Source organism: Desulfovibrio cuneatus DSM 11391, assembly GCF_000430005.1.
Taxonomy (GTDB): domain Bacteria; phylum Desulfobacterota; class Desulfovibrionia; order Desulfovibrionales; family Desulfovibrionaceae; genus Frigididesulfovibrio; species Frigididesulfovibrio cuneatus.
On sequence record NZ_AUCY01000018.1, the window covers coordinates 1 to 26,873 of the forward strand.

Consider the following 26,873-nt stretch of genomic DNA (forward strand, 5'->3'; position numbering starts at 1 on the left):
TCTGAAGCAGGAGTGGACTCTTCCGTCCTCGACTGCTTCAGAAAAAGTGAAGTAACGCCGCCAAACGGTAAAAGACACATCAAATCAGGAAATGGGTGGATTTTTGGGTTTGGCTAGGCGCGATGTTTTTTTGGAGGGGAGGGCTGGGTTCTTTCACCCTGCCCCCCCGACAAAAAAGCAAGCAACACCGCCAAACCCAAAAAGACACTTATTTCCTAGAAGGTGACGGCGTCACGGATGATCGGACACGTCATGCAGTGGCCGCCGCCACGCCCACGGCCCAGTTCGCTGCCAGAGATTTCAATAACTTCCACGCCTTGTTTACGCAGCATGGCGTTGGTGTGGGTATTGCGGTCGTAAGCAAACACCACACCAGGGGAAACGGCCACCATGTTGTTGCCGCTATCCCACTGCTGGCGTTCCGTGGCGTAATCGTTGCCAGCGGTTTCCACCACCCGGATTTTCTTCAGGCCAAGGGCACCTGCCACCACTTCCACAAAGGTGCCTTTGTCGCGGGTCAGCTCAATGCCACCGGGCTTGTTGCTGGGCCGCAGGGAGAAGGTGCGTACCTGGTCCATAATGTGGGGGTACAGGGTTACCAGGTCGATGTCGCAGAAGGTGAACACGGTGTCCAGGTGCATGGCGGCACGCAGGCGGGGCATGGCGGCAATAATCACACGCTCAGCGGCCTTGTTGGCAAACAGGGCTGCGGCAAGCTGGCTGATGCCCTGCCAGGAGGTACGTTCACTCATGCCAATAAGCACGTTGCCATTGCCCACGGGCATTACGTCGCCACCTTCTACTGTGGCAGTACCGTGGCTAATGGTAGGGTCGCCGTACCACACGTTCACTTTACCGGCAAAGTCCGGGTGGAACTTGTAAATGGCGGTGGTCAGCACAGTTTCTTCATGGCGTGCAGGCCAGTACAGGGGGTTCAGGCTCACGCCACCATACAGCCAGCAGGTTGTGTCGCGGGTGTACAGGGTGTTGGGCAGCGGGGGCAGCAAGTATTCGGTAATGCCCGCAGCTTCACGCACCAGTTTCAGCATGTCTTTGCCATAGGTTTCCGGCACTTCTGCGGTGGAAAGGCCACCAATAAGGTGTTCTGCCAGGGTGCGAGGGGGCAGGCTGTCCAGGAAGGCGCGTACGTCGTCCACAAGGCCAAGGCCTACTTCATTGGGCACAATTTGCTGGTCCAAAATCCACTTGCGTGCTTCGGGAATTTCCACGGTTTCTGTGAGCAGGTTGTGCATTTCCACAACGTCCACACCGCGTTCACGCAGCTTCACAATAAAGTCAAAGTGGTCACGCTTGGCGCGTTCTACCCACAGCACATCGTCAAACAACAACCTGTCGCAATTGCTTGGGGTAAGGCGGGTGTGGGCAAGGCCTGGGGCGCACACCATTACCTTACGCAAGGTTCCCACTTCGGAATGAACACCAAAAGGCATTTTTTTCGTATCGGTAGTCATTGTGTATTCTCCTGTAGTTAACAGTAATAACAGCGAATTAGATGGTAATAATACCCGTTGCCAGGCAGTAGGCTGCCACGGCAGCAGCAGCTACCACACCCAAGAAGACTGTACGTTCACTCCCCGTAAACACACTCACGCCCTGCTCACGCCGAGCCATGATAAACAGGTAAGAACCCGGTGCATAAATAAGGGCCGAAAGCAGAATGTACTTTAACCCGCCAGCAAACAGCATGAGCAGCGCATAGAACGTACCAATGGCAGCTATGGTCAGTTCTTTGTTTCTGGCTCTGGGGTTTATGTCGTAGGTTTCGCGGGTAAGGGCAAGCTTGTAGCCGTAAGCACCCACAAAGAAATACGGAATAAGGCTAAGGGCGCTGGTCAGTTCCAGGGCAAGCATAAAGGCATAGTCGGTGAACAGGGTCACCACAAGGAAAGCCTGAATAAGAATGCTGGTAAGCCACATGGCGTTGGCGGGCACGCCTTCACTATTTTCCTTTCGGAAGGTAGCTGGCACGGAACCGCTTTTTGCCACGTTAAACAACACTTCCGCAGCCAGAAGCGCCCAGGAAAGGTAGGCACCCATAACGGAGACAATAAGGCCCACACTAATAAAAATGGCACCGGGCCTGCCGAGCAGGTGTTCCATTACCCCGGCCACGGAAGGTTGGCGCAAGGCGGCCAGTTCCTGGCGGGACATAACGCCGTAGGAAAGCAGGGTAACCATAACAAACAGGGCCATAACACCCAAAAACCCCAGCACAGTGGCAGAGCCCACATCTTCCCGGCGCTTGGCAAGGCGGGAATAAACGCTGGCACCTTCAATACCAAGGAACACGAACACCGTCACCAGCATGGTGTTGCGCACCTGGGTGAACAGCGATTCTGCCGGGACTGTTTCAATGAGCATTTCCGCATGGCCCACAAAGCCATACTTTTCAAGCCCGGCAAGGTCGGCCTTGAGGTTGTCCACAATGTTGTAGCTGAACATGTTCATAGAGAACGTGTCGGAATTGAAGGCCCAAATAACCACCCCAATAAACACCACAAGGGGCACTACTTTGGCCACCGTAACAATGGTGTTAATGGCGGCTGCGCCTTTTACGCCGCGCAGAATAAGAAAGTGGTAGGCCCAAAGCAGTACAGAGGCAAACAGCACCGCAGCAATGGTGTTGCCGTCGCCAAAAATGGGAAAGAAAGCCCCAAGGGTGGATTTGATGAGTACAAAGTAGGAAACGTTCCCTACGCAGCTTCCGGCCCAAAAGCCAAAGCCGGAAATAAAGCCCATGTAATTACCAAACCCTTCCTGGGCGTAAATAAACACCCCGGCATCCAGGTCTGGTTTTCGGGCGGCAAGAGTTTGGAACACAAAGGCCAGCATAAGCATGCCGCTGCCTGCAATGGTCCAGGCAATAAGAGCGCCTGCCACGCCAGTTGAACGACCAAAGGTTGCCGGCAATGAAAAAACACCCGCGCCAACCATTGAGCCCACCACAAAGGCAACCATTGCCCAAAAGGATAATTTTTGTTCAGTTGACGCCATAGCGCACTGCTCCTTTAGAAGTTGCAACCACATATGCTTACGGCAAAAAGCTGCCACAGCAACGAATATTCAGGGGATACAAGAAATAAGAAGAAATGATATTCACCTGTATTCCCATGCAGCAAAAACGCACAAGAAAATACAATAGAACAGATGTCAAGCTATCACTCAGCCTGTTTTATGTCAACGGCATCACTTAATTAAGCAAATACTTTTATACATTCCATGGCTATTGCACAAAACATTTGAACTGTAAGAGGACTTCTTCCGTAAAAGCCGTGCATGCACAGGTAAACACCGTGCAAATAGGTGCCCAATGCCTATGCACTGCTGTACTGCGAGGCATAACATATCATACTAAACTACTTACAATTTTGTACAATAGTGATAGTAGTGAAGTCGAGTTTATTTTTCGCACTGCCAAACGGAATAATTCAGCGTTTCCTTAAATAGTAATGGTACCAGAATACAGCCCCGCCACCGCAGCTATTGCTGCACACCACACCGCAACAAGCAGCATTTTTTCCCATGGCGGCAGGCGCAGCACCCCTTGTTCGCGCCGGGCCATAACATACAGCACACTGCCAGGGGCATACACCAGGGCACTGAGCAGAACATACTTTATACCCCCGGCCCACAGCACCACCAAAAGATACAAAATGGCAACGCAGGCAATAATGGCATCACGTACCCGCAGCGTGCTATTGCGTGCATAGGTTTCTCCGGAAAGGGCCAACTTCAGGGCAAAGCCAGCCACAAAAAGATACGGCATACGGCTAAGGGCGCTGGTCAGTTCCAGAGCAAAGCCATAGGCATAGTCGGAAAACACGGTACACAGCAAAAAAAACTGTACCAGGCCACTGGTGGCCAGCAACGCAAGGTGTGGCACCTGGTTACGGCTCATGCTGTACATAAACCGGGGCATCCCTCCCCGTTTTGCTGCACTGTACAGCACTTCCATGGCTAAAAGCACCCAGGCAAGGTACGCCCCAAGCACCGTAACCACCAGCCCGGCCCGCACAAACAGGCCACCACGTGTGCGGCCCAAATATTCCAGAATTCCTGCCAGGGAAGGCTGACGTAGCGCCGCAAGGCTTTGGCGTTCCATAACACCGTATGAAATAAGAGTAACCAGAATAAACAGAAGCAGAACGATGAAAAAACCCATCAGTGTGGCAAGGCCCACGTCTTTTCTGCGCCGGGCATACCGCGCATAAATGCTGGCTCCTTCCACCCCAATAAATACATACGCAGCCACCAGCATGGTGCGGCGCACTTGCTCCACCAACCCTTCCGGCCCCTGGGCCCGCATTAGCCATGCGGCGTGCCCGGTGCGGCCATAATAATCCAGGGTGTCCACATCTGCCGGGGGCGGGGGTAGCGGGCCACCCCAAAAATTCAGTTGAAACATTTCCGGCTCAAAGGCCCCGGCAACAATAACGATAAAAATAATAACGATAAGCACCTTGGCCACGGTGGCCACGGTGTTAATGACTGTGGCCTGGCGTATGCCGCGCAATACAAGAAAATGCACCAGCCAAATGCCTGCGGAAGAAAGCAGCACGGCAAGGGGGGTGTTGCCTTGACCCAAGGCAGGAAATACCAGGCTGAATGTAGACTTTATAAGCAGGAAATAGGAAACGCTGCCCACACAACAACTTGCCCAAAAACCAAACACCGCGAAAAACGCCGGATATTCCCCAAACCCTTCCCGAACATAGTCATATATGCCAGCCTTCAAGGTAGGCTTGCGCCAGGAAAGTTTTTGAAACAGCAAGGCCAGCATAAGCATGCCTACCCCGGCAATAACCCAGGCAATAGTCGCCCCAAGCGCTCCTGCGGCCCTGCCAAAGGTAGCAGGCACGGAAAAAATGCCTGCATCCAGGATAGAGCCCACTACAAGCGCTGTTAACGCCGCAAGGGAAAGCTGGTGCGCCTTGGGAACCATAAAAAGCCGCCTCATTCTTTTGGAACAACTGTTAAGGGAGCAACGCTGCCAAACGGAATACATCAGCGTTTCTTTTTATGCGAATAATTACATGCTGGTATATGCCAGCACTATACAAGAAACAGCCATTCTATCAACTGAATATTCTCCAGCCTGCACAGGCACGCATTCTCTTTGCGCCAGAACATCTGCACATAGGCCCAGCGACTAAAGCCTGCTGTAGTTATGCGCTTTCAACTTTTACCAGCTTGCATTCCTGGCCGCAATTGCGCTACTATATATTCAAGGGACTACACAAGAAGAACAATCACTTATTTGTTACTCCACTGCCAAATAACAGCCCGTCCACACTCCACTTTTGTAAGAAAGGAAAACACCCAATGCCGCGAAAAGTGAAAAGTATATTGAAATTTTGTGCCTTTGCCGTTGTGGTTGCCCTGTTTACCATGTGGGGGGTGCGTGCCTTTAATGCCTGGCAGTCACCGCCACTGCAACTGTGGCACACCGTTATTCCCCAGGAAATGCGTGAGGCCGAACTGAACAAGGCAGACTGGGCAGCCTACTTGCAGCGCGAAAACGAGCTGTTTGAAACAGTGCGCAAGGAAGTGACCGATAAAATCCCCCAGGCAGCCCAGGTGCCCAGTAACCGTTTTTATGCCAAAGCCCCCATTTACCCCCCCAGCTTTGCAGACAACTGGAACCGCTCCTATGTTATGGAACCCCAAGGCCCCATCAAGGGGGTTGCCATATTCCTGCATGGCCTGACAGACACTCCTTACAGCTTGCGCCACCTTGCCCGCCGCTATACGGAAAGTGGCTTTCTTGCCATTGGCCTGCGCGTGCCTGCCCACGGCACGGTGCCCGCAGCCTTAAGCGACGTTACCTGGGAAGACTGGCTGGCTGCCACCCGCCTTGCCGTGCGTGAAGCAAAGCGCCGCACCGGGCCGGAGGCCCCCCTGCACCTGGTGGGCTTTTCCAATGGCGGGGCACTGGCTGTAAAGTACGCCCTGGATGCCCTGGAAGACCCCACCCTTGCCAAGCCCCAAAAGCTTATTCTTATTTCCCCCATGATTGGCGTAACCCGCTTTGCCCGGTTTGCTGGCATTGCGGCTGTGCCTGCCCTGTTCCCCCCATTTGCCAAGGCAGCCTGGCTTGGGGTTGTGCCGGAATTTAACCCCTTCAAGTATAATTCGTTTCCTGTAAACGGCGCACGCCAGTCGCACCGCCTTACCGCAGAACTGCAAGAACAACTGGCCCGCCACGCCAGGGCTGGCACCCTGGAGGCAATGCCCCCCATACTCACGTTCCAGTCTGTTATCGACTACACCGTCAGCACGGCGTCCATTATTTCTGTGCTGTACTCCCGCCTGCCCCAAAACGGCAGCGAACTGGTGTTGTTTGATATTAACCGCGCCTCTGTATTTGGCCCGCTCATGCGCTCTGCCTCGGAAATTGCCCTTTCCCGCCTGCTGCCCCCCTTTCCCCAGCGGTTCGACCTTACGGTGGTGGGCAACCGGGCAGTGTACGACATTCGCACCAACACAAGAACCATTGTGGCAGGCACTTCCGTAGAACAGGTGCAGGACCTTGACCTGGTCTACCCGCAACAAATATTCTCCCTTTCCCACGTGGCCCTGCCCTTTCCCATGGACGACCCCCTGTACGGCATGTCAGTGCGGGCAGAGGGCCCCCACCCCTATGGGGTAAACCTTGGGGGGCTTTCCCTGCGCGGTGAACGCGGCGTCCTTATTGTAAACCCTGCCTCACTCAGCCGCACGTCTTCCAACCCGTTCTTCCCGTACCTGCAAGAACGGGTGGAATTGTGGCTGGAAAAATCGGTTCAGGCGGTGCAGCATTCCATCAAAGCCGCCCCCCTGCCCCCTGGCTATGAAGAAAACGCAGAACACATGCAGGAACCAGAACAAAACCTGCCGCAAGACGAAGAAATGTAACGCGAAAGCACTGTATAATAGGCTACTGTAATTTTGTGCTCTTTGCGCTTGGCAGAGGGGGGCAAAGCCTCCCCAACTCAATGTAGAAAGTTTATGAACCGCTGATTAATTGGCATTTAGGAAACGCTCAGTTATTTCGTTTGGCAAGGCACAAGCGTTTCTTGAAGCAGGAGTGGACTCTTCCGTCCTCGACTGTTTCAAGAAACGCGAAGTAACGCAGCCAAACGAAATAAATCAGTGTTTCCCCACACAGGGGGCACCAGCCCCCTTTTTTTATGCTGGCAAGACTTGCCAGCCCCTGTTAGTATACACCTATACATTGTTCAAAAAAGACACCATAGTGGACTCAGGAGAGATAATTTCCCTGAGCGCCAAAATACTACCAGCATACCCGTTTCTTTTTTTACGGAGAAGACCATGCAAAAACCGCTTGAGGGCCTTGTTGCCGTTGCCCAGCGCCAAAAAAAAGCCCATATTGTCATCAAAAATGCCGAAGTATATAACGTATTCACCAAAACATTCCGCCTGGCAGAAGTCGCCATTTATGGTGGCTACATTGCTGCCATTGGGGCAGGCTACCACGGGGAAGAAGAAGTGGACGCCCAGGGAGCCATGCTGGTGCCAGGGTTTGTGGACGGCCACGTGCACATTGAAAGTGGCATGGCCATGCCCCAGGAATACGCCCGCACCCTGGTGGCCCTTGGCACCACTACCATTATTGCCGACCCCCACGAAATTGCCAACGTCGCAGGCATTGCCGGCATTGAATATATGCTGGAAGCCACGGAAAATGCCCCCATTAACGCCTATTTCATGCTGCCCTCCTGCGTGCCTGCTTCCCCCCTGGAAATGGGGGGCCATGCCCTGGAAGCTGCCCACCTTGCCCCCCTGCTGGCCCACCCACGGGTGCTGGGCCTTGGGGAAATGATGAACTACCCTGGGGTGCTGGCAGGCGACGCCGGGGTTATGGCCAAACTGCGCATGGCAGAAGGCCGCCCCATTGACGGCCATGCCCCGGCCCTGAAAGGGGATGCCCTGCAAGCCTATGCAGCGGCAGGTATACGCAGCGACCATGAATGCCTGCTGCCGGAAGAAGCCCAGGCCCGCCTGGAAAATGGCATGGCCGTTATGTTGCGTGAAGGGTCTGCCACGCGCAACCTGCTCAGTTTACTGGCCGTGGTGAACGATGCCACAGTGCCGTACTGCTTTTTTGCCACAGACGACCGCCACCCGGAAGACCTGGAACAGCGCGGGCACATTAACCACATGGTGCGCCTTGCCCAGGAAGATGGCAGGGTGAACCTGCCCAATATTTTGAACATGGCCTGCTTTAACGCTGCCCGCCACTTTGGCCTGCGCGACATTGGCGCCATTGCCCCTGGCTACCGGGCCGATTTGGCCCTGTTCCCCAAAAACAGCAACTGGCGGCCCAGCCATGTATGGAAAAGCGGCACCCTTGCCGCCCATAATGGCAAAGCCCTGGGCACATGCCGGGCAGTGAACGAACAGGCAGTACGCGGCAGCATGCACCTGCCCCCCCTTGGCCCCCAGCACCTGCGTGTGCCTGCCACCAGCAACAAAGCCAGGGTTATTGGCACCATTGCAGAGCAGGTGGTCACCCAGAAACTGGTTATGGAACTGCCCCAGGAAGCGGGTTGCTTTGTACCAGACCCGGCAAACGATGTGGCTAAAATTGCGGTGTTTGAACGCCACCGTGGCAGCGGCAACGTGGGGGTGGGCTTCATCAAAGGGCTTGGGTTGCAGCAGGGGGCTGTGGCTTCCACCATTGCCCATGATTCACACAACCTTGTGGTGGTGGGCATGGACGATGCCAGCATACTGCTTGCCGCACAAGAATTGCAGCGCATTGACGGCGGGCTTGCCATTGCCTGCCAGGGCCGTGTGGTGGCTTCCCTGCCCCTGCCCCTGGCTGGCCTTCTTTCCGACAAGCCAATGAAAGAATTGACAATATGCCTGAAGGACATGCACAATGCCGTGCGTGAACTGGGCCTTGCCCAGGGCAACGACCCCTTCATGACCCTGGCCTTTATGAGCCTGCCTGTTATCCCCCACCTTAAAATAACAGAGCGCGGCCTGGTGGATGTGGATGCCTTCACCGTAGTGCCTGTAAGCGTGGCCCCATAAAGCAGGCACGGCAAGTACCAAAATTCCCCATGAAGGGGCTTGTTTTTCATGGCATATCTATTACAGTAGTGCTATACACTGGAGCATTGCATAGGGAATTTCGCCTTACAAAGGCATGCGCGGCAACACACTTGGCCTGCACAATACCTCTACGCCAGGGGGGAATGGAACAAGTCACCAGTGTTTCCTTAACAGCCTGTTAAGCACAGGCAGTAGTTCATGGACAGCTTATGGAAATTACACTTTGGGGAGTTCGCGGCAGTATTTCTAGCCCCTCATCCGCAACTCAATACTACGGGCCCAACACCGCCTGCATTGAATTACGCACGGAAGATGATATGTTCCTTGTGTTTGATGCAGGCTCGGGCATTCGCCTTTTAGGCGATAGCCTGCCCGACAAAGGCACCTGCCATTTGTTCATTACCCATGGTCACTTAGACCATGTGCAGGGCCTTGGCTTTTTCAAGCCATTGCACCACCCAGGGTGGACAACACACCTGTATTTGCCGGAATGGCTGGCAGACCTGCCGGAAGCCTATTTCAATGGCACCCTTTTCCCCATTGCTTTTAGTTCGTTGCGGGGCAGCACTATTCGCCACATGGTTACACCCGGCACCCCCCTCCTGTTAACTAGCCCACAAGGAACAGAAGTGCGCGTGGAAGGCATTTTGACCAACCACCCCGGTGGCAACATGGCCTACCGCGTGCAAACCGAAGGCCTTACCTTTTTCTACTCTGGCGACCACGAAATTACAGACACCCCGGAAGTGTGGGCCAGCACCAAAGCCATGCTGCACGGTGCCAATGTAGCTGTGGTGGATGCTTCCTATAACAGAAGCGACAAAATGCCCGGCTGGGGCCATTCTGCCTGGGAAGACTGGGTAGAGGCGGCTAGAGAGGTGGAAGTGGGCTGCCTTGTCCTTTCCCACCACCAGCCAAGCCGCACAGACACAGAACTGGACACCCTGCAACGCAACCTGCTGCTTTATAAAGAAGAAGGCACCCCCCCCATGTATGTGGCGCGGGAAAACATGCGCCTGCTTCCCCCGGCCCACCCCCCGTACCAGCCGGAAAGTAGCACATGGCTGCATGAATTTTTAGACGACCTTGCCCTGTACCGGGAAGAAAACGTCATTCTTGACCGTATTCTTGCCAAAGCGCGGCACATTACCCGTGCGGATGCAGGCACCATGTTCCTGGCAGAAGGCAATGAACTGGTCTTTGCCTATACCCATAACGACACGTTTTTTCATGTAAACAGCTCCTACCGTTATGCCTATGTGAACATGCGCATGCCCATTTCCCGGGAGTCTCTTGCAGGCTACGCCGCCGCCACCGGGGCCACGCTGAACATTCCTAATGTGCACCTGCTGCCTGCCGATTCCACCTACAAATTCAACAGCGAATTTGACGCAAAAACGGGCTACAACACCCAGTCTGTGCTTACCATGCCTTTTTTTGGCAGAAACAAGCAACTGTTGGGGGTGCTGCAACTGCTTAACAGCGTTCACCCCCGCACCAAGCAGCCCTGCCCCTTTACAGCCGACATGGAAGCCAATGTACGCATACTGGCCCGTGAGGCCGCAAAATTCCTGGAATTCGGGGCCATATTGCGGCAAAATATTTACCGCATGCTGCACATAACCGCCATTCACGACCCCAGGGAAACTGGCCCGCACGCCGAACGGGTGGGGGCCATTACCGCTGAACTGTACCAACGCTGGGCAGAAAAGCAGGACATTTCCCCCGACCAGATCCGCCACTTCAAAAGCCAGTTGCGTATGGCAGCCATGCTGCACGACATTGGCAAAATTGGCATTAGTGACCTTGTGCTGAAAAAGCCGGGCAAGCTTACCCCTTCGGAATTCATTGTCATGCGCGACCACGTTTCCCTTGGCGGTGCCCTGCTTGCCTCGGAAGACCAAGATATTACCGAACTGGCCTGCCTTATTGCCCGCCACCACCACCAGCGCTGGAACGGAACAGGCTATGCAGGCTCCGGCCAGGAAGGTTTGCTGGCAGGTGAAGACATTCCCCTTGTGGCCCGCCTTACCGCCCTGGCAGATGTCTTTGACGCCCTTGTTTCCCCCCGCTGCTATAAGGCACCGTGGTCTTTTGAAGACGCCCTGGGCTACATACAGGAAGAATCCGGCAAGCACTTTGACCCGGAACTTGTCACCTGTTTTATGGAAATAACCGATATTGTCCGCATGATTGGCCAGCGTTACCCGGATACCAACATCGCTTCTGCCCTGCTCCCCCCCGTGGATTAACACAGGGGCCCCAGGAGAAACGCTGATACATTCCGTTTGGCACGGCACAAGCGTTTCTCAAATGCCATGTCACCGCTGGTTCCCAAGATTTTCGTTGCGTTCCCCATAAGGCATTGCACTATGCTCTCCCCTAAACTACGCAGTATGTTCTTCAAGCAGTCTGTGCTGTTCGCAGCCATTGCTGCATGCCTTATGGGGGCCATACTTGTGCTGCACGCCTTGCAGCCAGCCCCGCTGCGCATGGTGGAACTGGCAACCTACGACGCCCTGCTCCCCCTGCGCACCCGGCCCGCGCCTTCCGCCTTGCCAGTGGTTATTGCCATTGATGAAGAAACCCAAGAGACTTACGGCCCGTGGCCCTGGCCCCGCACCTTGCTGGCCCGGCTGCTGGAAGCCGTTGGAAAGCAAAAAGTAGCCGCCATTGGCCTTGACCTGGTGCTTTCAACCCCGGACAACACATCCCCTGCCAGCCTTGCCGCCACCCTGCTCCCCAACAGGCAGAACCTGGAACTGATACACGCCCTGAATAACCTGCCAGACCCGGACACCATTCTTGGAAACACCATTCAGGTGCTGCCTGTGGTGCTGGGTGCCTATGCCCGCGTTGACAGCCAGCCAAGACCAAACACCCCCATGCCACCCCCTGCCGGGTTTGTAGCCGTTGGGCATGGGGCCAGCCCGCAATTTGAAAAACACCTTACTGAGGCAAGCGGGGCCTATTTCCCCCTGCCCCAATTTTGGCACCATGCCCCTGTGGGAATGGTGAACCTGCCGCCAGATACCGACGGCGTGCTGCGCCGAATTCCCCTGGTAACACAACTTGGGGAAGGGGTGTATGCCACCCTTGCCTTGCGCACCCTGATGCGGGCTTTGCACATACCCAACATACGCATTACCATGGGCAGCCGTGGCCCTTCCACCCTGCATGCCGGGCCCTTTGCCATTCCTATTGCCCACGATGGGTCCATGCTACTGCCTTTTCAGGTGGAAACCCAAAATACACAGCACATAAGCGCCAAAAGCCTTTTAGATGGCACCCTGCCCCCTGAAACCTTGAAAGGCCGCATTGCCTTTGTGGGCGTTACCACCCCCAACCTGCCAGGGGCCAGGCCCATTTTGGAAATGGAAACACCGGAAAGCACAGCCGTACATGCCGCCCTGCTTAATGCCATTGTTTCCAACGACTTTCTTGTGGCTGCCCCCTGGGTGCCCCTGCTGGAATCAGTCCTCATTGTACTTGCCAGCCTTGTAGGCTTTGCCTTTTTTGGCTTTCTTCGCCCCATGGCGTGCGCTGCTGCCGTTATTCTTCTACCCGGCATTATGCTGCTGGGTACCTGGCACTTTACCAAGCAAGGTATTTTTGTTTCCCCTTTATACACTCTGCTTGCCTTTACCCTGCAAGGCATTGTGCTGGGCACCCTGCGCTACCGCACCCTGGCAAGCCACAAGCAAGCCATTATGGCGGCCCTGCACCACGCAGTCACCCCTGGAGCATTGCAACGCATTACCCGCCTGCCCATGCCCCTGCACCCAAAGGAACACGAAGTAACGGTGCTGTATGCCAGGCTACGCGGCTTTTCCACCCTAACCCGCAAACTGGCCCCGGCCCAAAGCCTGGAAGTGCTGAACCATTTTTGCGCCACCCTTAACCAGGAATTGCTGGCACACCACGCCACCCTGGATACCCCCATTGATGTTGGCCTGCGAGCATTTTGGAACGCCCCCCTGCCACAGCCAGGGCACAAAGCCCACGCCGTGGAAGCAACCCTTGCCTTGCAGCAAAGCATGCGCGCCCTGAACACCCAGTTGCGTGCAACCCATGGGCTTTCCCTGCATGTGCACATGGGGCTGCACACCACCACAGCCCCTGTGGGGTGCCTATTCACGGGTTCCCGCCCGCAATATACCCCTGTGGGGCACAATGTGCGCCTTACCATTCAACTGGAACACATAGCAGCGCAGTATGGTATTCCCCTTGTGGCAAGCGCGGCAGCCGCACCCCCCCCCACCCCCCATTTGGTTATGTGCCCGCTAGACACCCTGGCCCTGCCTGGCAGCCGCACCCCTGTTGCCCTGTGGTTTCCCCTGACGCAGGAAGAAGCTGACGCGCGCAAAGAAGAATTGGAGGCTTGGCAGGAAGCCCTGTTGCTATATAAAAAAGGCGAATTTGCAGAAACCGCCTTGCGCTGCATTGACCTGCACGACCAGCACCCGGACGAAGCCCTTTACGCCCTGTTTGCCGACCGCGCCCAGAAACTGGCTGCCGCCCCGCCCATTTATTGGGAGGGGGTGTGGAATTTATACGATGCAAAGCCCCACTTTTAGGGAAGGACTTCTTTTTTTCGTTTCCCTATATTTCCATCTAGTTCAACAAATAACACATACACCCCTTTCTTTTCCCATTATGTATTGACACAGTAGCCAAATCAGACTATTTCTTCTTACTATGAGTGAAATCACTGAAACGGTTTTGCTACTTCCTGGCGCAAGCGGCATGCCACATGGTGTGCAAAGCAGCTCTTCAATTCAGGCAGTAAGCAAACCCGCGCACGTGCATACCACATACCCTGGCTGCCAAGCGGCTTGTTGTGCCTGCATATGCTCGCACTCTGCACAAACAAGCGCCTCAAAGACAGTTTCAGGTGAAAATATCATCAGGCCTTCAAGCTACGGTACGTTGGTAAACAACACCGGTGGAGAAGAAGTATGAATTCCGTTGCTACAGTCAGCCAAATATCTGGTGAGGCATATGTTGAACGTAATGGCCAAAAAGTAGCCTTGCAGCAAGGTGACCCCGTATTTGTGGCAGATACGGTGCTCACCAGTGCTGATTCCAAACTGGAACTGCACTTTGCAGACGATGCCGTTATTTCCCTTGGCGCTTCTACAAAAATCGCTGTGCAAGACTTCGCCTTCGACCCGCAGGGGAAAACGCCCCCCTCCTTTGCCCTGGAAATGCTGGACGGCTTGGTGCGTTCTGTTTCCGGCAAGGTGGTGGAACAAAACCCCGAAGCGTTCAAGCTTTCCTCCCCTCTTGGTACTGTAGGCATTCGCGGTACGGAAACGCTGCACCACATTACCATGAAGTATGAAGTGCACACCGTGGTAAACATGGAAACAGGGCACACCGTGGTTATTACCACGCCCGACGGCCGCCAGGTGATTATTGCCGAATCGCTTAAAGGGGTAACCATTTTCCAGGACAACCCCGGCCCCCTCAACCCGCGTTCTGTAAACCCCGACGAAATTCAGGAAGAACTCAAGCAAACCTTTGCCAACGATGAACCGGGCGCACGCCCCCTGAACGGCTTTTTCGTGCTGGCCGACACGGCCTTCTTATCCGCTTCCGGGGCCAACCATGTGGAAGGCGGCCCTGCGTTCATTTCCGGCGCACAAATACAAAGCCTGTTTGGTGCCCTGAACAATTTCATGACCAGCCTTGGCTACTCCGGCCTTAGCCACTCACTGGGGCAGTTCGGCAGCGGCATATCAAACTACAGCGACTATTCCGGCAGCCTGGTAGGTTCCATTGGCCGAATGCTGGCCTATGGCAATGCCTGGAACTGGTCTAACAACGCATCCTCAGCCGACTTCTTCCCTGTGCTGCCCCCAAGCGCTCCGATTGTGGTGCCCAGCACCCCCACGGCTCCCATAGCCCCCACGGGCCCCACCCTTGCCATTGGCTTGCAATACGGCAGCTATTACTTCGCCAACAACCAGAAAGTGCTGGAAAGCGACCCCTTTGGCATTCAGTGCCGGTTGCAACTTTCCGCCCCCACCACGGGGCAGCCTCTTATTCTGTCCATTGGCGGCAATGCCGTGGCAGGCACCCATTACGAAAGAACACTAGGTGTGGGCGATATTATTGAAGACTGGAAGGTGTACCCCGCCGCTAACACCCTTTTTTCTGCATTTTCAGAACCCCTCCCCATTGATGGAGCCTACATTACCTGGCTTGGCGACGGCAAAATAGCCATTCACTTGCCCCCTGGGGTAACCTCCTTCTACTTCCAGGTGCCACTTATTGACACCCTAGGTGGATCTTCTGCCCACACCTTTGAATACACTTTGGTGGATTCCGGCGGCTACACCCTTTCCACCAGCCCCACCGGCAAAGTTACCATTGTGCCAGACGAAGTGGCACAGGAAAACGGCTGGGTGCCACCTGTTCCCGGCACTCCGGAATATAACGACTTCATAACCAATCTCAACGTACCCGGCCCCAAAGGGCCCCTTGTGGCTATTACCCAGGGCAGTGGCTCTGTGCTGGAAAATGCTGACCAAAGCTACTCCATTTCCCTCACACCACGCGGGGGAACCCTTGCCCTTACTGGCGGCACCACCACCATTGTTCTGGAAATTACCGGAAAAAATGGAGCGCTGTTAGGCAACACCAACTTTGATGGCACCACATTAGCCTCTACCATTGCTTCCACCTATGGAATAACGGCAACTTACGACGACACCACAGGCAAGCTTACCATTACCCTGCCCAACGGCTGGACAGGCACCTCCATAGACTTCTCCACTGGCCTTACCCCAGATTCCACTGTGGAAACCGGAACAGCCAGCGAGCAAATCAACATCAGGGTGGAAAGCGTTGCAGGTAATGAAGCTTCCCATAACCCGGAGAAGATCGAAACCGATATTATCGACATTCCCACCGTTTCCGTGGAAGCCGGGGCCGCGTCATTCAGCGAAGACGGCGGCACGGTAACCTTTACCTTTACCCTGAGTTCCGGCATTCCAAGCGGCCTGCCCATTACCTTGGACTGGACTGGAACCGCTGCTGGCGGCTGCAAGCTGCTCAACGGCGACCCCCTGCCCACCAGCATCACCATTCCCGCAGGGCAAACCACCTATACCATTACGGTAAAGGGCACCAACGACCACCTGCAAACAGGCAACAAGCCCCTGAACGTAACCATTGTGCCTGATGGTGGAACAGCTGAGGCAAATGACAACTACCATGTAAGCGGAACCGACGGCACAGCAGACGCAACACGCATAGACGACGTACCGGCAAACTACGACGGCCCCTTGGTGCGCCTTGTGGCTGGCACAGGGGATGTAAGTACCAATGGCAACGACCGCCACGCCGTGGTGAATGAAGACGGCAGCGCAGGCAACACCAATGGTGGCATTACCTTCAAAGTGGAACTGGTAGACCGGGCAAACACCACCCAGGCCTATAGCGCACAAGAAACCATTACCGTTACCCTTACCCTTGCCGGCAAGGGCGGGGCTGCGTACGGCACCGACTATAAGCTGGACTGGGCAGCCATACAGGCCATTGACTCCGCCGCCACCTTCGACAACATTACCGGGAAACTGGTCATTCACCTGCCCGCAGGCACCACAAGCTTTAGCCTGCCTGTTATTACGTTAAGCGATGCCATTAAAGAAACGGGTGAAGGCTTCAGCCTGAAAATTGATTCTGTGGATGGGAACGAGAGCACCGTGCTGCAAAGCAAAGACACGGTGGAAACCGACATTGCTGATGGGGAAACCCTTGTTTCCCTCACCACCAACGCCACCCCGGTGAACGAAGGCAGCAACGTAACAGGCACCATTACCCTGGATAAAACCTTTACTGAGCCTGTTACCATTACCTTGAAGCTGAATGACGGCAACGGGAACATTACCACTCACAACGTTACGGTTGCCGCCGGAAGCACCACCGCTACCTACAGCCTGCCCACCATCAATACAGACAAGCAGGAAGGCAACAGAACCTACACCGTAAGCGTGGACAAGGTGGAAACCGCAAGCAACGCTGCGGCTGAAGCCGTTGCCGACCCCACCAACGGTACGGCCACGGGCACCTTGCAAGACGTCATGAACGGCCCTGTGCTCAACCTTACAAGCAGTGGCACAACCGTATCGGAAGCAGGCACTGCTACCTATACTGTCAACCTGACTAAAGCCTCCGTGGAACCCATTGATGTGGTGCTGACCTTAAGCCCCACAGGAACCAACGGGGCCACCATTGGCACAGACGTGAAATGGCCCGACAATGCAGACATTCTCAGCTCGCTCCCTTCCGGGTTCAGCATTGTCAGCAATGTCAATGGCGTGCTGACAATTCGCGTACCAGCTAACTACGCCGGTGGCTCGTTCAGCGTGAATGCCAGCATTGTGAACGATACCTTGGCGGAAGCGAACGAGAGCTTTAAGGTGACGCTTGGGCTTGGCACCCCTTCGGTAAATGCACCGGGCAGTGAAGCCACCCTTAATAACGCCCAAAAAGAAGCCACCACCACCATTACTGACGACGGCAACGGCCCGCAAATTAGTATCACAGCAGACAAACCCGCCATGGAAGAAAACGAGGGCACTTCGCTGTTCACCATTAGCGTGAACGGCACGCCTTCTGAACCCATTGACCTGAAGCTGTCGTTCAGCAGCTCCGCCGGGGGGGCTACCCTTACGGGTACGAATGCTGACGTAAAGTGGCCCACCGCCGCAGAAGTACAGAATTACCTCACAACCAACTACGGCGCGGGCTTTACCGCTACCGCCAATGGGGACAACACCCTTACCATTCGGGTGCCTGCGGGCTTTGCCCTTGGGGCATTCAAGGTGCCGGTAACAGTGGTGAACGATGTGCTCACCGAAAACCCGGAAAGCTTCAACGTGAACGTAGCCATTGTGCCCGGCACCAACGGCAATGGCAGTGAAGCGAAAATTGCCAGCGGGGGCGGCAGCGCCACGGTAACCATTACCGACGATGCAAACCTCGACCCTTCCCTGCGTACCGGGCCCAAGCTGCGCCTTGTGGCACTGGATGCCAGCAACACCCCTGTGGCAGACCGCGACGTTTCCGTAATGGAAGACAACGCCAGCAAGCAAGGCAGCACCATTACCTACCGCCTGGAACTGCTAGACAGAAATGATGGCACCACCCCCCAGGCAGCCGGGGAAGAAATCAAGGTCACCATTGATGTGAAAAGCCTTGGGGGCGCTACTTATGGCAGCGGCACCGGAGGCGACTTCTACTTCGACCTTGCCAGCATTCCCGCCAAGTATAAAGCCACATACGACAGTGGCAGCGGCAAGCTGACCATTTATGTGCCCAAAGGGGAAAACCACGTTGACATTCCCGTAAAAACGGTACCTGACCTGCTTACGGAAAAAGACCGCCCGGTTTACGATGCCAACGGCGACCCGGTAATGGATGGCAGCCAGCAGCAAAAGCTGGAAGACGAAGGCTTTGAGCTGAAAATTAGTGACGTTCACGGCAACGAAGCTTCTATTATTACAGACAAAAACACCATCACTACAGAGATTGACGAAGAGCCTAGCGGCGTACAGGTGGGCATTCGGGCCATTGCAGCTTCCAATGTGAAAGAAGAAGGAGTAGCAAAATTCCAGATATTCCTTTCCCAGGCAGCAGACGAAGACGTGGAAGTCATTCTGCGCCCCACGGGAGCTTCCAAAGACAATTTTGAAACACTCCGTTTTATCATTCCCAAAGGGCAAACAACCCTGAACATTGAGGTGCCCATTGCCAACGATCAGGTAAGCGAAGGCACTGTGCCCTTTACCATGGAAATTGCCGACGTTATTGGCGGAGAAGGCTTTGTAAACACCAATGCTTCCAGCGCCAACGGCAGTTTTACAGACAACATGGACGGCCCGGAAATTTCCATTACCGGCGACGCAAACGCCCAGGAAAGCCAGGCCGATGCCATAGAGTATACTATTTCCCTGGGCGGCACCTACCCTGTGCCTGTGGAAGACATTGACCTGCGCATTACCCTGAGCAACAGTGTGGATGCCAAATTTGGCGACTTTGCTGATTTGTGGGATGCTCTTGCAGACCAGGGCATTGAACTGCTTGAGCGTACCAGCGACGGCAGCATTCTGGTGCGTGTGCCCACCGGGTGGAATGGTGGCAGCTTCAACTTTCCTGTGAATGTGGTGGACGACTTCAAAACAGAAGGCCCTGAAACCATTACCGTTTCTGTGGCAGTGGTTACCAGCACTGAAGCCCCCGGCAGCGAAGCCACGGTAAAATCAGGGGAAGGCTCAACCAGCACCGTTATTGCAGATGACGACACCAACATAACCCGCGACGGCCCCTTCCTGAAGCTGGTGGGCACCGGGTTTATCAGTGAAAGTGGCGGCTATGCCAATTACAAGGTTATTTTGTGCGATGCACACGGCAACCCCATTGACCCAAGCCTGATTACCGAAGATGTGACCATTACCCTGGGCTTTGGCCCAACCCCTGGAGCACCCAACCAGGCCCAAGAACGGGTAGACTACGAACTACTGCCCGGCCAGGAAACCCTGGTTATACGGGCAGGCACCAACAGTGCTTCTGTGGACATACGTATTGCCGACGACAACCTGACCGAAGAAAACAAAAGCTTTGATGTGTGGATTGATGATGCCACAGGGCAAGAGGTGCGCTACAACACCCCTACCCTGCAAGACAACAAAGTGACCACCGTTATTGTGGACGACACCCAGCCCTGGCCCAAAGATGGCAACAACCAACCCGTGGAAGGCGTGGGGAGTGAAGGGCACGGCGCCGAGGCAAAACTGGAAGGCCCTGCTGTAAGCCTGTTCGGCCCTGGGCACATTCTGGAACCGGAATTTGGCAGCACGGGTGAGGCAGATTTCACTTTAAAACTCAGCAGCATTTCCCAAGAAGATGTAACGGTAACCATTAAGCTGGACATTGCACCAACCGGAACAGCGGGAGTTAAAGGCTTTGACCTTGCCGACCTGTTTGCAGGCACAACCTCTGCTGCCATTCTGGCAGAGTTGGAAGCCCTGAACCCAACCCTGACCTTTTCCAACTGGCAGCAGTCCGGCACGGGCTATACCTTTGATATTACGGTGACAGCCAACAGTACATTTACCACCTTCAAGCTGCCCATTCAGGCAGATGATATTTCGGAAAACAACTGCACCTTTATCACCAAAATTGAAAAGGTAACAGGCAACGAAGCCCACATAGACACCAACCTTGACGATGTGCAAACAACCATTGTGGACGAACCCCTGGGCGGGCCAAAAATAAGCCTGGAAGTAAAGGATTATAACGCTGATGGCAGCAGCAGCTGGGGAAGCTCCGCTGACCTGCCGGAAACCTATACACCCAGTGACAGCGGGGACACGGACAAGGTGTATTTCCGCCTTACCACAGACAGGGTCGTTTCAGAACCTACAGAAGTGGTTTTCCGCCTGTACGACAGCAACCGGAACGTTATTGACAGAGGGCTTATCCCGGGGCTGACAAAAGGTGTGGACGCCTATGGTACCTACTACAAGATTACCATTCCCGCAGAGCAAAATGAAGTTACGTTCAGCGTGCCCAAAATAGTTGGTCAGTATGATTATTTCCAGTTGCAGGCAGAGTCTGCCACTGGCTCTGAAACCGTTATTGACCAGGATTCCTGCATTACAGAAGCTGAACAACATTGGGGTAGCACAACCACCCGGCCCATAGTGAGTGTGGAAAAGGTAAACGGAAATAGCTCGCATGATGCAGAAGGCGCAGACGCGGCCTTCCGCCTGAAAGTGACCAATGGTTCCATTGACACCCCAACCACCGTTACCCTGAAAATTTCAGGGCTCAACACTGGCTTTAATACCGCAGATATTAAAGAACTCAATGGCGTAGCCATAACCTGGCTGGACCCATCCCGCGGGCTCTTCACCGTCACCCTGCCTGCAGGGCAAAGCGTACTGAACTTTACCTTGGGGCTGCAAGAAAACGACGGCTATGAAGGCCCGGAAAGCTACATCATTAACGTGGTGGGAACAGAGGGCAAGGCGTGGTCTGGCAACTCTGCCACTGGCGTTATTGACGATGGCCACACCCCCCCTACAGTTTCCCTGGGGCAGGAAGGCACAGGCACATTCCAGGAAGGAACTTCCGCTAAGTACTACCTGGAGTTTGATACCGCCATCAAACCCACAGAACTAGTCACGGTAAAATTAACGTATACCAGCAACGGGGCCACACCGGGGGACTATACCCCTGTGAACACGCTGTATATTGACCCAAGCGACAGCAACTGGAGCTTTGACAACGCAACCCAGAAATGGCGCTATTCCTTTAGCGTGGAACTGCCCAACGACGAATTTTCGGAAGGGAATGAACAATTCAAGGTGGAAATTGCCGATATTTCCCAAGGATTCAGCAAAAACCCGAACCCTGTGGAAACCACTATTGAAGAAGTCAAGGACGGCCCCACCATTTCCTTCGACCATGGCAGTGCTACCGTGGCGGAAGACGGAGTGAATGCCCCCACCTTTGAACTGGTGCTTACCCGCCCGGCCGTGGAAGACGTGTTTGTATACCTGCGTGTGAACGCAGGCAGCACCAAGGTTTCTGGTACCAACGACCCGGCTTCCCCCCTGGATGTGGACTTTTCCCGCATTAGCGGGGCTACCGCCATTTGGGATAACACGGAAAACTGCTGGTTCATCAAAGTAAAAATTCCTAAAGGTGACATTCAGGCCACCCTCGATTTGGCTGGCATCTTCAATAACGACAAATCCACCGAACTGGACGAAAACTTCAGCTTTACCATAGACCATGTGGATGGCGGCGAAGTGCACATTAATAGCGGCAAAGACACCGCAGCCATTACCCTGGAAGATTCCCGTGATGGAGACAGCATTACCGTTACTGCGGACAAAACCAGCGTTAACGAATGGGACGGAGTGGAAGGCAACACAGATACACTTATTACTTATACTTTTTCCTTGCCTCCAGGTGTTACCGCCACGGAACCCATTACCATTACCTTTACCGTGGGCGGCATTCGGGCAGATGGCCTGAGCGCCGATGACCTGCGCAATGTCTTTGGAACCCATACCGTAACCATTCCGGCTGGGGCAAATTCCATTACATGGGTTATGAAAAAAGATGCCCTGGTCAACGACAAAATTGACGAACGTAGCCCGGCAGAAGGCATTGTGGTAGAAATTACCAACGTGCATGGCAACGAAGCAGGCGGCGAAGGTGGCAAGGCAACGGTGACCATTACTGACGACGACCATGCCCCGGTGACGAACCCGGACGATGTGGTTATTCTGGTGGCCCCGCATTCCGGCAACGATAGCTGGACCATTGATGTGCTGCACAACGACACCGATGCCGATGGCGACCCCTTGCGCACCGTGGCCAAAACCATTCAGGGCAGATACGGCACATTTTCCATTGATGATAATGGAAACATGACCTACACGGTGGACAACGATTCCACTGCCATTAAAAATGGCAGCAAGGGCGACAAGTTCACAGAATTTAACGGGTTTTCCTTTGAAGTGGCAGACACAGACGCCCTCACAGGCAACGCCATCTATAATATTGTGAACAGCAATGCCACCCTGGAAGTGCAGGTTACCGATACGTACACAGGCAACGGCAATGCCCAGTGGATTATGGGTTCCGGCCAGGCAGAAAAAATTGATGCCGGCGGCGGCGCAGACGTTGTTCGCGCTGGCGGTGGCAACGATACAATCACCGTGAACAACGACGCCAAGGGCGAATACTTTGGCGATGCTGGCAGCGACACCTTTGTGGTAAAACCCAAAACGGGCATTGTGGCTGCGGCAGCCGACTTTGGCACGATTCACGGCGGCAACGGCACAACCGACACCGAAGTGGATAGCATAACCCTTGCCGGAACAGGCCAAACCTTAAGCTTTACAGGCTGGGACGGCACCAAAATTACCGGCATTGAAGTGCTGGACATTACCGGCACGGGCGACAACAACGTGCTGCTTGACCTTGACGCTGTGACCAAGCTTAATGCCCAGCGTGGCGACACCACAAACCCCATTCGCATTGTGGGCAATGAAGGTGACACCTTTACCCTGACCGATGCCGAAACTTGGACCGCCACGGGGCCTGAAACAGTAAACGGGGCCAATTACTACCGCCTCACAAACGGCAGCCAAGAACTGCTGGTGCATGAAAGCGTGCGCCTTGTGGTGAACGGCACGGCAGGTGCTGATGCCATTGACGTGGCCAGCCTTGCCAACCAGGGCACAGGCCGCTTTGTGGTGGAAGCAGGAGACGGCAACGACACCATTACGGCTGGCACCAGCAGCAAAGACATAGTCAACGCAGGTGCTGGTGACGACGTTATTACCCTGAATGACGCAGGCACCCCCAACGGCACCTTTGACAAAGACGACATCACCAAAGTGGATGGCGGCGCAGGTAACGACACCCTGCGCTTTGCAGGCGCAGCCGGGCTGGTTATGGACTTTACCACCGGCCTGCACGCCAATATTAAAAACGTTGAAGTGCTGGATTTAAGCCAGAGCGCAGGAAGCATTCTGCGCCTGAACGGAGCTGCCTTCCAGGCCCTTGCAACCACGGACACAGGCAACAGGCTGTATGTGGAAGGGGGCAACACCCTGGAACTGTGCAACACCACGGAAAACACCTTTGCCAACTGGCAGTATGCCAGCACAGACGGCGACTATTACGTGTTGCAGTGGGGTGCTGATGCCAGCAAACAACTGTATGTGCACAATTCTGTCACCCTGTCCATTAATGGGGGCACAGGGGCTGACACCATTAACTTTGCAGACTACCCCGGTGCACTGACCATTACATCTGGCGACGGCAACGACACCATTACCGCAGGCAATGGGGTAAACACCATTACCGCAGGCCTTGGCAACGACAGCATTACTGGTGGCACTGGTTCCGGCACCTACAACGGCGGTACTGGCAACGACACCATTACTGGCGGCACTGGCAACGAGGCCATTAACGGCGACGACGGGGCAGACGTACTGCGCGGCGGCGGCGGGGCCGACACCATTCACGGTGGCGCTGGCACCGACACGCTGTATAACGGCAGCGCCCAGGAAGCCCTGTTTGGCGATGCAGACAATGACACATTCATACTGCACAGCCTTACAAACAGCAGCACCGTTACCGTTAACGACTTTGGCACCATTGACGGCGGCACAGGCACCGATGTGCTCAAGCTGGCAAGCACCGACCAGACCCTTGACCTTTCCGGCCTCGGCACTGGGGAAATTGACGGCATTGAAACCATTAGCCTTACAGGCACAGGCGCAAACCACCTTATTCTGGATGCCAGCACCCTTACCAACATGGGCATTGCCAATGGCGGTATACTGGCCGTAACAGGCGACGCAGCAGACACCTTTGAACTGCAAGGCACCTGGACTTTTGCCGGGGAGAACGGCAGCAACGTGCAGTACCGCGACCCCAACGGTTGCCTTGTGGAACTTCCCGGCACCATGCGCCGTGTGGTTGCAGACGCCATTGCCCTGCCAGACAAAGACGCAAGCGGCATCATTACCGCCGATGAACTTGGTACCATTACCGGGAAAACTGGTCTGACTACCCTTACCCTGGACAGCAGCCAGAACGACACGGTGCTTGACCTTGTCAGCATTGCCAATAGCCAAATTACAAACATAAACACCATCAAACTGGACGGCTTTGGCAGCAATAACCTGGTTATTGGGGCAAACACCCTGGCCAACATGGGCCTTGGTTCCGGCACCTTAACGGTTGAAGGCGACACCAACGACACCTTTGTGCTGCAAGGGGCGTGGGCTTTTGCCGGGCTGGATAACGGTTATGCCACCTACACCCTGGGCGGGGCCACCCTAAAAGTACACAGCAACATAAACCAGTTGTACCAGGGCACCCCCAGCAATGATACGTTTGCACTGGTGGACAAAGACAACAACGGCATTATCAGCGGTAACGACTTTGCCCGTATTGATGGCAAGGCAGGCAACGACTTACTGGCCCTGGATGCAACCCAGACCGGAAAAACCCTTGACCTTTCCAACCTTGGCGCAAACAAAATCAACGGTGTGGAAATCATTGACCTTTCCGGCGCTGGCAACAACAGGCTTGTGCTGGACGAGAACACGTTAACCAACATGGGCCTTGCTGCCAACGAAACCTTGACGGTGTACGGCACGGCACAAGATTCCTTTGAACTGAAAGGCACAGGCTGGAACTACATCGGGCTGGATAACGGCTACTATGTGTACAGCAACAACGCCGGGCAGTTCCTGCATGTGCAGGAGGGCCTCACCAGGGCGCAGGAAGGCACCAGTGCTCATGAGATATTCTCCATTATTGACACCGACACCATTGGTGGCATTACGGCAGCAGACTTTGCCACTATCCACGGCAACGGTGGTAACGACACCCTGCGCATAGACGCCCACGCCAGCCAGGATGATAAATCCCTTGACCTGACTGGCCTTGGGGCCGGGCAAATAAGCGGCATTGCCACCATAGACCTGACTGGTAATGGCAACAACCTGTTGCGCCTGGATGCAAGTACCATTGGCAACATGGGGGTAGACACCCTTACCGTAACAGGCAATGCTGGAGACACCTTTGAACTGGCAGGCAACGACTGGTCATACCAAGGGGTAGACGCTAACGGGCAACTGTTTCAAGATGCCAGTGGCAAGAGTTTGCTTGTGGGCTTTGACATGCTCAAGATGACCGCCCCCGGCACCCTTACCAACACCTCCGGGTCTGATTACCTGCTGGGCACCAGCGCAGACGACACCTTCACATTGAAAGGATTCAATGCAGGCACTACCTTTGTAGGCCTTGACTTTGGCAAAGTAGATGGAGGTGAAGGGCATGACATTGTTTCCTTTGAGGAAGACTATCGTTGGATTAATCTCACGAACTTGGGCGCAGGCAAGCTCACCAACATTGAAGGCATAAGCCTGACAGACCACGGTGCCAACCAGCTTGATGTGGATGAAAACACCTTTGAGGCCAACAAGCACTACATCATTACGGGCGATGCCAACGACACGGTGAATTTTGTTGATGTAGATACCAACTGGACATACGAGAGCCTGGCAGACGGGTGGGCCAACTTTGTGCACAACACCAACGGCACCACAGTAGCTATTGCCGAAGCCTTGATGCAGGGCTACCCTGCCCCCAGCAGCCTTATGGCCCCGGCTTCCATGACGGCAACGGAAGAAACAGACGTGTATGCCCCCACTGCCAGCCAGAGCGAACCCCTGACAGGGGAAAACACAAGCAGCGTGCTGGAGCTTGCCACCTTTACCCAAAACGGCATGGACACCATAGCACTGCACGACGGGCAAATACTGCACATTGATGCTGATGGCCTGAATGCCCTGCACGAAAAAGGCGGCGTTGCCATGATAAGCGGCGACGAAACCACAGAAGTTGTGCTTGAAAGCGTCACCTTATTCCGCACAGGCAGCACGGTGGAATTGGAAGGCAACCAGTTTGAATACTGCACCTTCACCGCACCGGATGAAACAGAAATACAAATGCTTATTCAGACGACGTTGCTTACAGGGCAGGCTGGGTAAGGGTTGGCCTTAGCGGAATAACTGCAATAAAAAAAGCGCTGTGCGAAAACACAGCGCTTTTTTTGATTTGGTATGACTTAACAATTTTTGCGGCGCAAGAACCCTCGCAGAGCGAAAGAGTTAAAAAACCACAAGCCGTTGCGGCGCAAGCGCCACACAACCCTCCAGCGCTTTGCCAAACAACAAACC

Annotated in this window: 8 protein-coding genes; 5 read left to right on the forward strand and 3 right to left on the reverse strand. The window is 54.7% G+C overall.

Annotated elements, in window-relative coordinates; all coding sequences use genetic code 11:
• Nucleotides 1-215 precede the first annotated feature (215 nt).
• The 3 genes from arcA to G497_RS0105280 form a co-directional block, all read right to left on the reverse strand.
• On the reverse strand, nucleotides 216-1,472 hold the full coding sequence (gene arcA, locus G497_RS0105270) for an arginine deiminase (RefSeq protein WP_027187375.1): 1,257 nt from the start codon (nucleotides 1,470-1,472) through the stop codon (nucleotides 216-218).
• 37 nt (nucleotides 1,473-1,509) lie between these two features.
• Nucleotides 1,510-3,015, reverse strand: coding sequence for an amino acid permease (locus G497_RS0105275; protein ID WP_027187376.1), 1,506 nt, complete (start codon nucleotides 3,013-3,015; stop codon nucleotides 1,510-1,512).
• Between the two features lie 445 nt (nucleotides 3,016-3,460).
• Complete coding sequence (locus G497_RS0105280) at nucleotides 3,461-4,963, reverse strand: amino acid permease (RefSeq protein WP_027187377.1); 1,503 nt, start codon at nucleotides 4,961-4,963, stop codon at nucleotides 3,461-3,463.
• A gap of 380 nt (nucleotides 4,964-5,343) precedes the next feature.
• Between G497_RS0105280 and G497_RS0105285 the strand changes: the two genes are divergently transcribed.
• From G497_RS0105285 to G497_RS0105305, 5 genes are all read left to right on the forward strand, one after another.
• Nucleotides 5,344-6,915 carry an alpha/beta hydrolase gene (locus tag G497_RS0105285; RefSeq protein WP_027187378.1) on the forward strand — a complete coding sequence of 524 codons (1,572 nt, stop codon included), beginning with the start codon at nucleotides 5,344-5,346 and terminating at the stop codon, nucleotides 6,913-6,915.
• Nucleotides 6,916-7,332: 417 nt separating this feature from the next.
• A complete protein-coding gene (ade, locus tag G497_RS0105290; RefSeq protein ID WP_027187379.1) occupies nucleotides 7,333-9,060 on the forward strand; it encodes an adenine deaminase in 1,728 nt (575 codons plus the stop codon).
• Between the two features lie 230 nt (nucleotides 9,061-9,290).
• Complete coding sequence (locus tag G497_RS19020; RefSeq protein ID WP_051257865.1) at nucleotides 9,291-11,333, forward strand: HD domain-containing phosphohydrolase; 2,043 nt, start codon at nucleotides 9,291-9,293, stop codon at nucleotides 11,331-11,333.
• Between the two features lie 120 nt (nucleotides 11,334-11,453).
• A complete protein-coding gene (locus tag G497_RS0105300; RefSeq protein WP_169726973.1) occupies nucleotides 11,454-13,658 on the forward strand; it encodes a CHASE2 domain-containing protein in 2,205 nt (734 codons plus the stop codon).
• Nucleotides 13,659-14,039: 381 nt separating this feature from the next.
• On the forward strand, nucleotides 14,040-26,684 hold the full coding sequence (locus G497_RS0105305) for a Calx-beta domain-containing protein (RefSeq protein WP_027187381.1): 12,645 nt from the start codon (nucleotides 14,040-14,042) through the stop codon (nucleotides 26,682-26,684).
• Nucleotides 26,685-26,873 lie beyond the last annotated feature (189 nt).

Bases quoted from the DNA above. Each gene is read 5' to 3' on its own strand.
- ade (WP_027187379.1), top strand. From the start codon at position 7,333: ATGCAAAAACCGCTTGAGGGCCTTGTTGCCGTTGCCCAGCGCCAAAAA.
- G497_RS0105280 (WP_027187377.1), bottom strand. From the start codon at position 4,963: ATGGTTCCCAAGGCGCACCAGCTTTCCCTTGCGGCGTTAACAGCGCTT.
- G497_RS0105275 (WP_027187376.1), bottom strand. From the start codon at position 3,015: ATGGCGTCAACTGAACAAAAATTATCCTTTTGGGCAATGGTTGCCTTT.
- G497_RS19020 (WP_051257865.1), top strand. From the start codon at position 9,291: ATGGAAATTACACTTTGGGGAGTTCGCGGCAGTATTTCTAGCCCCTCA.
- G497_RS0105285 (WP_027187378.1), top strand. From the start codon at position 5,344: ATGCCGCGAAAAGTGAAAAGTATATTGAAATTTTGTGCCTTTGCCGTT.
- G497_RS0105305 (WP_027187381.1), top strand. From the start codon at position 14,040: ATGAATTCCGTTGCTACAGTCAGCCAAATATCTGGTGAGGCATATGTT.
- G497_RS0105300 (WP_169726973.1), top strand. From the start codon at position 11,454: ATGCTCTCCCCTAAACTACGCAGTATGTTCTTCAAGCAGTCTGTGCTG.
- arcA (WP_027187375.1), bottom strand. From the start codon at position 1,472: ATGACTACCGATACGAAAAAAATGCCTTTTGGTGTTCATTCCGAAGTG.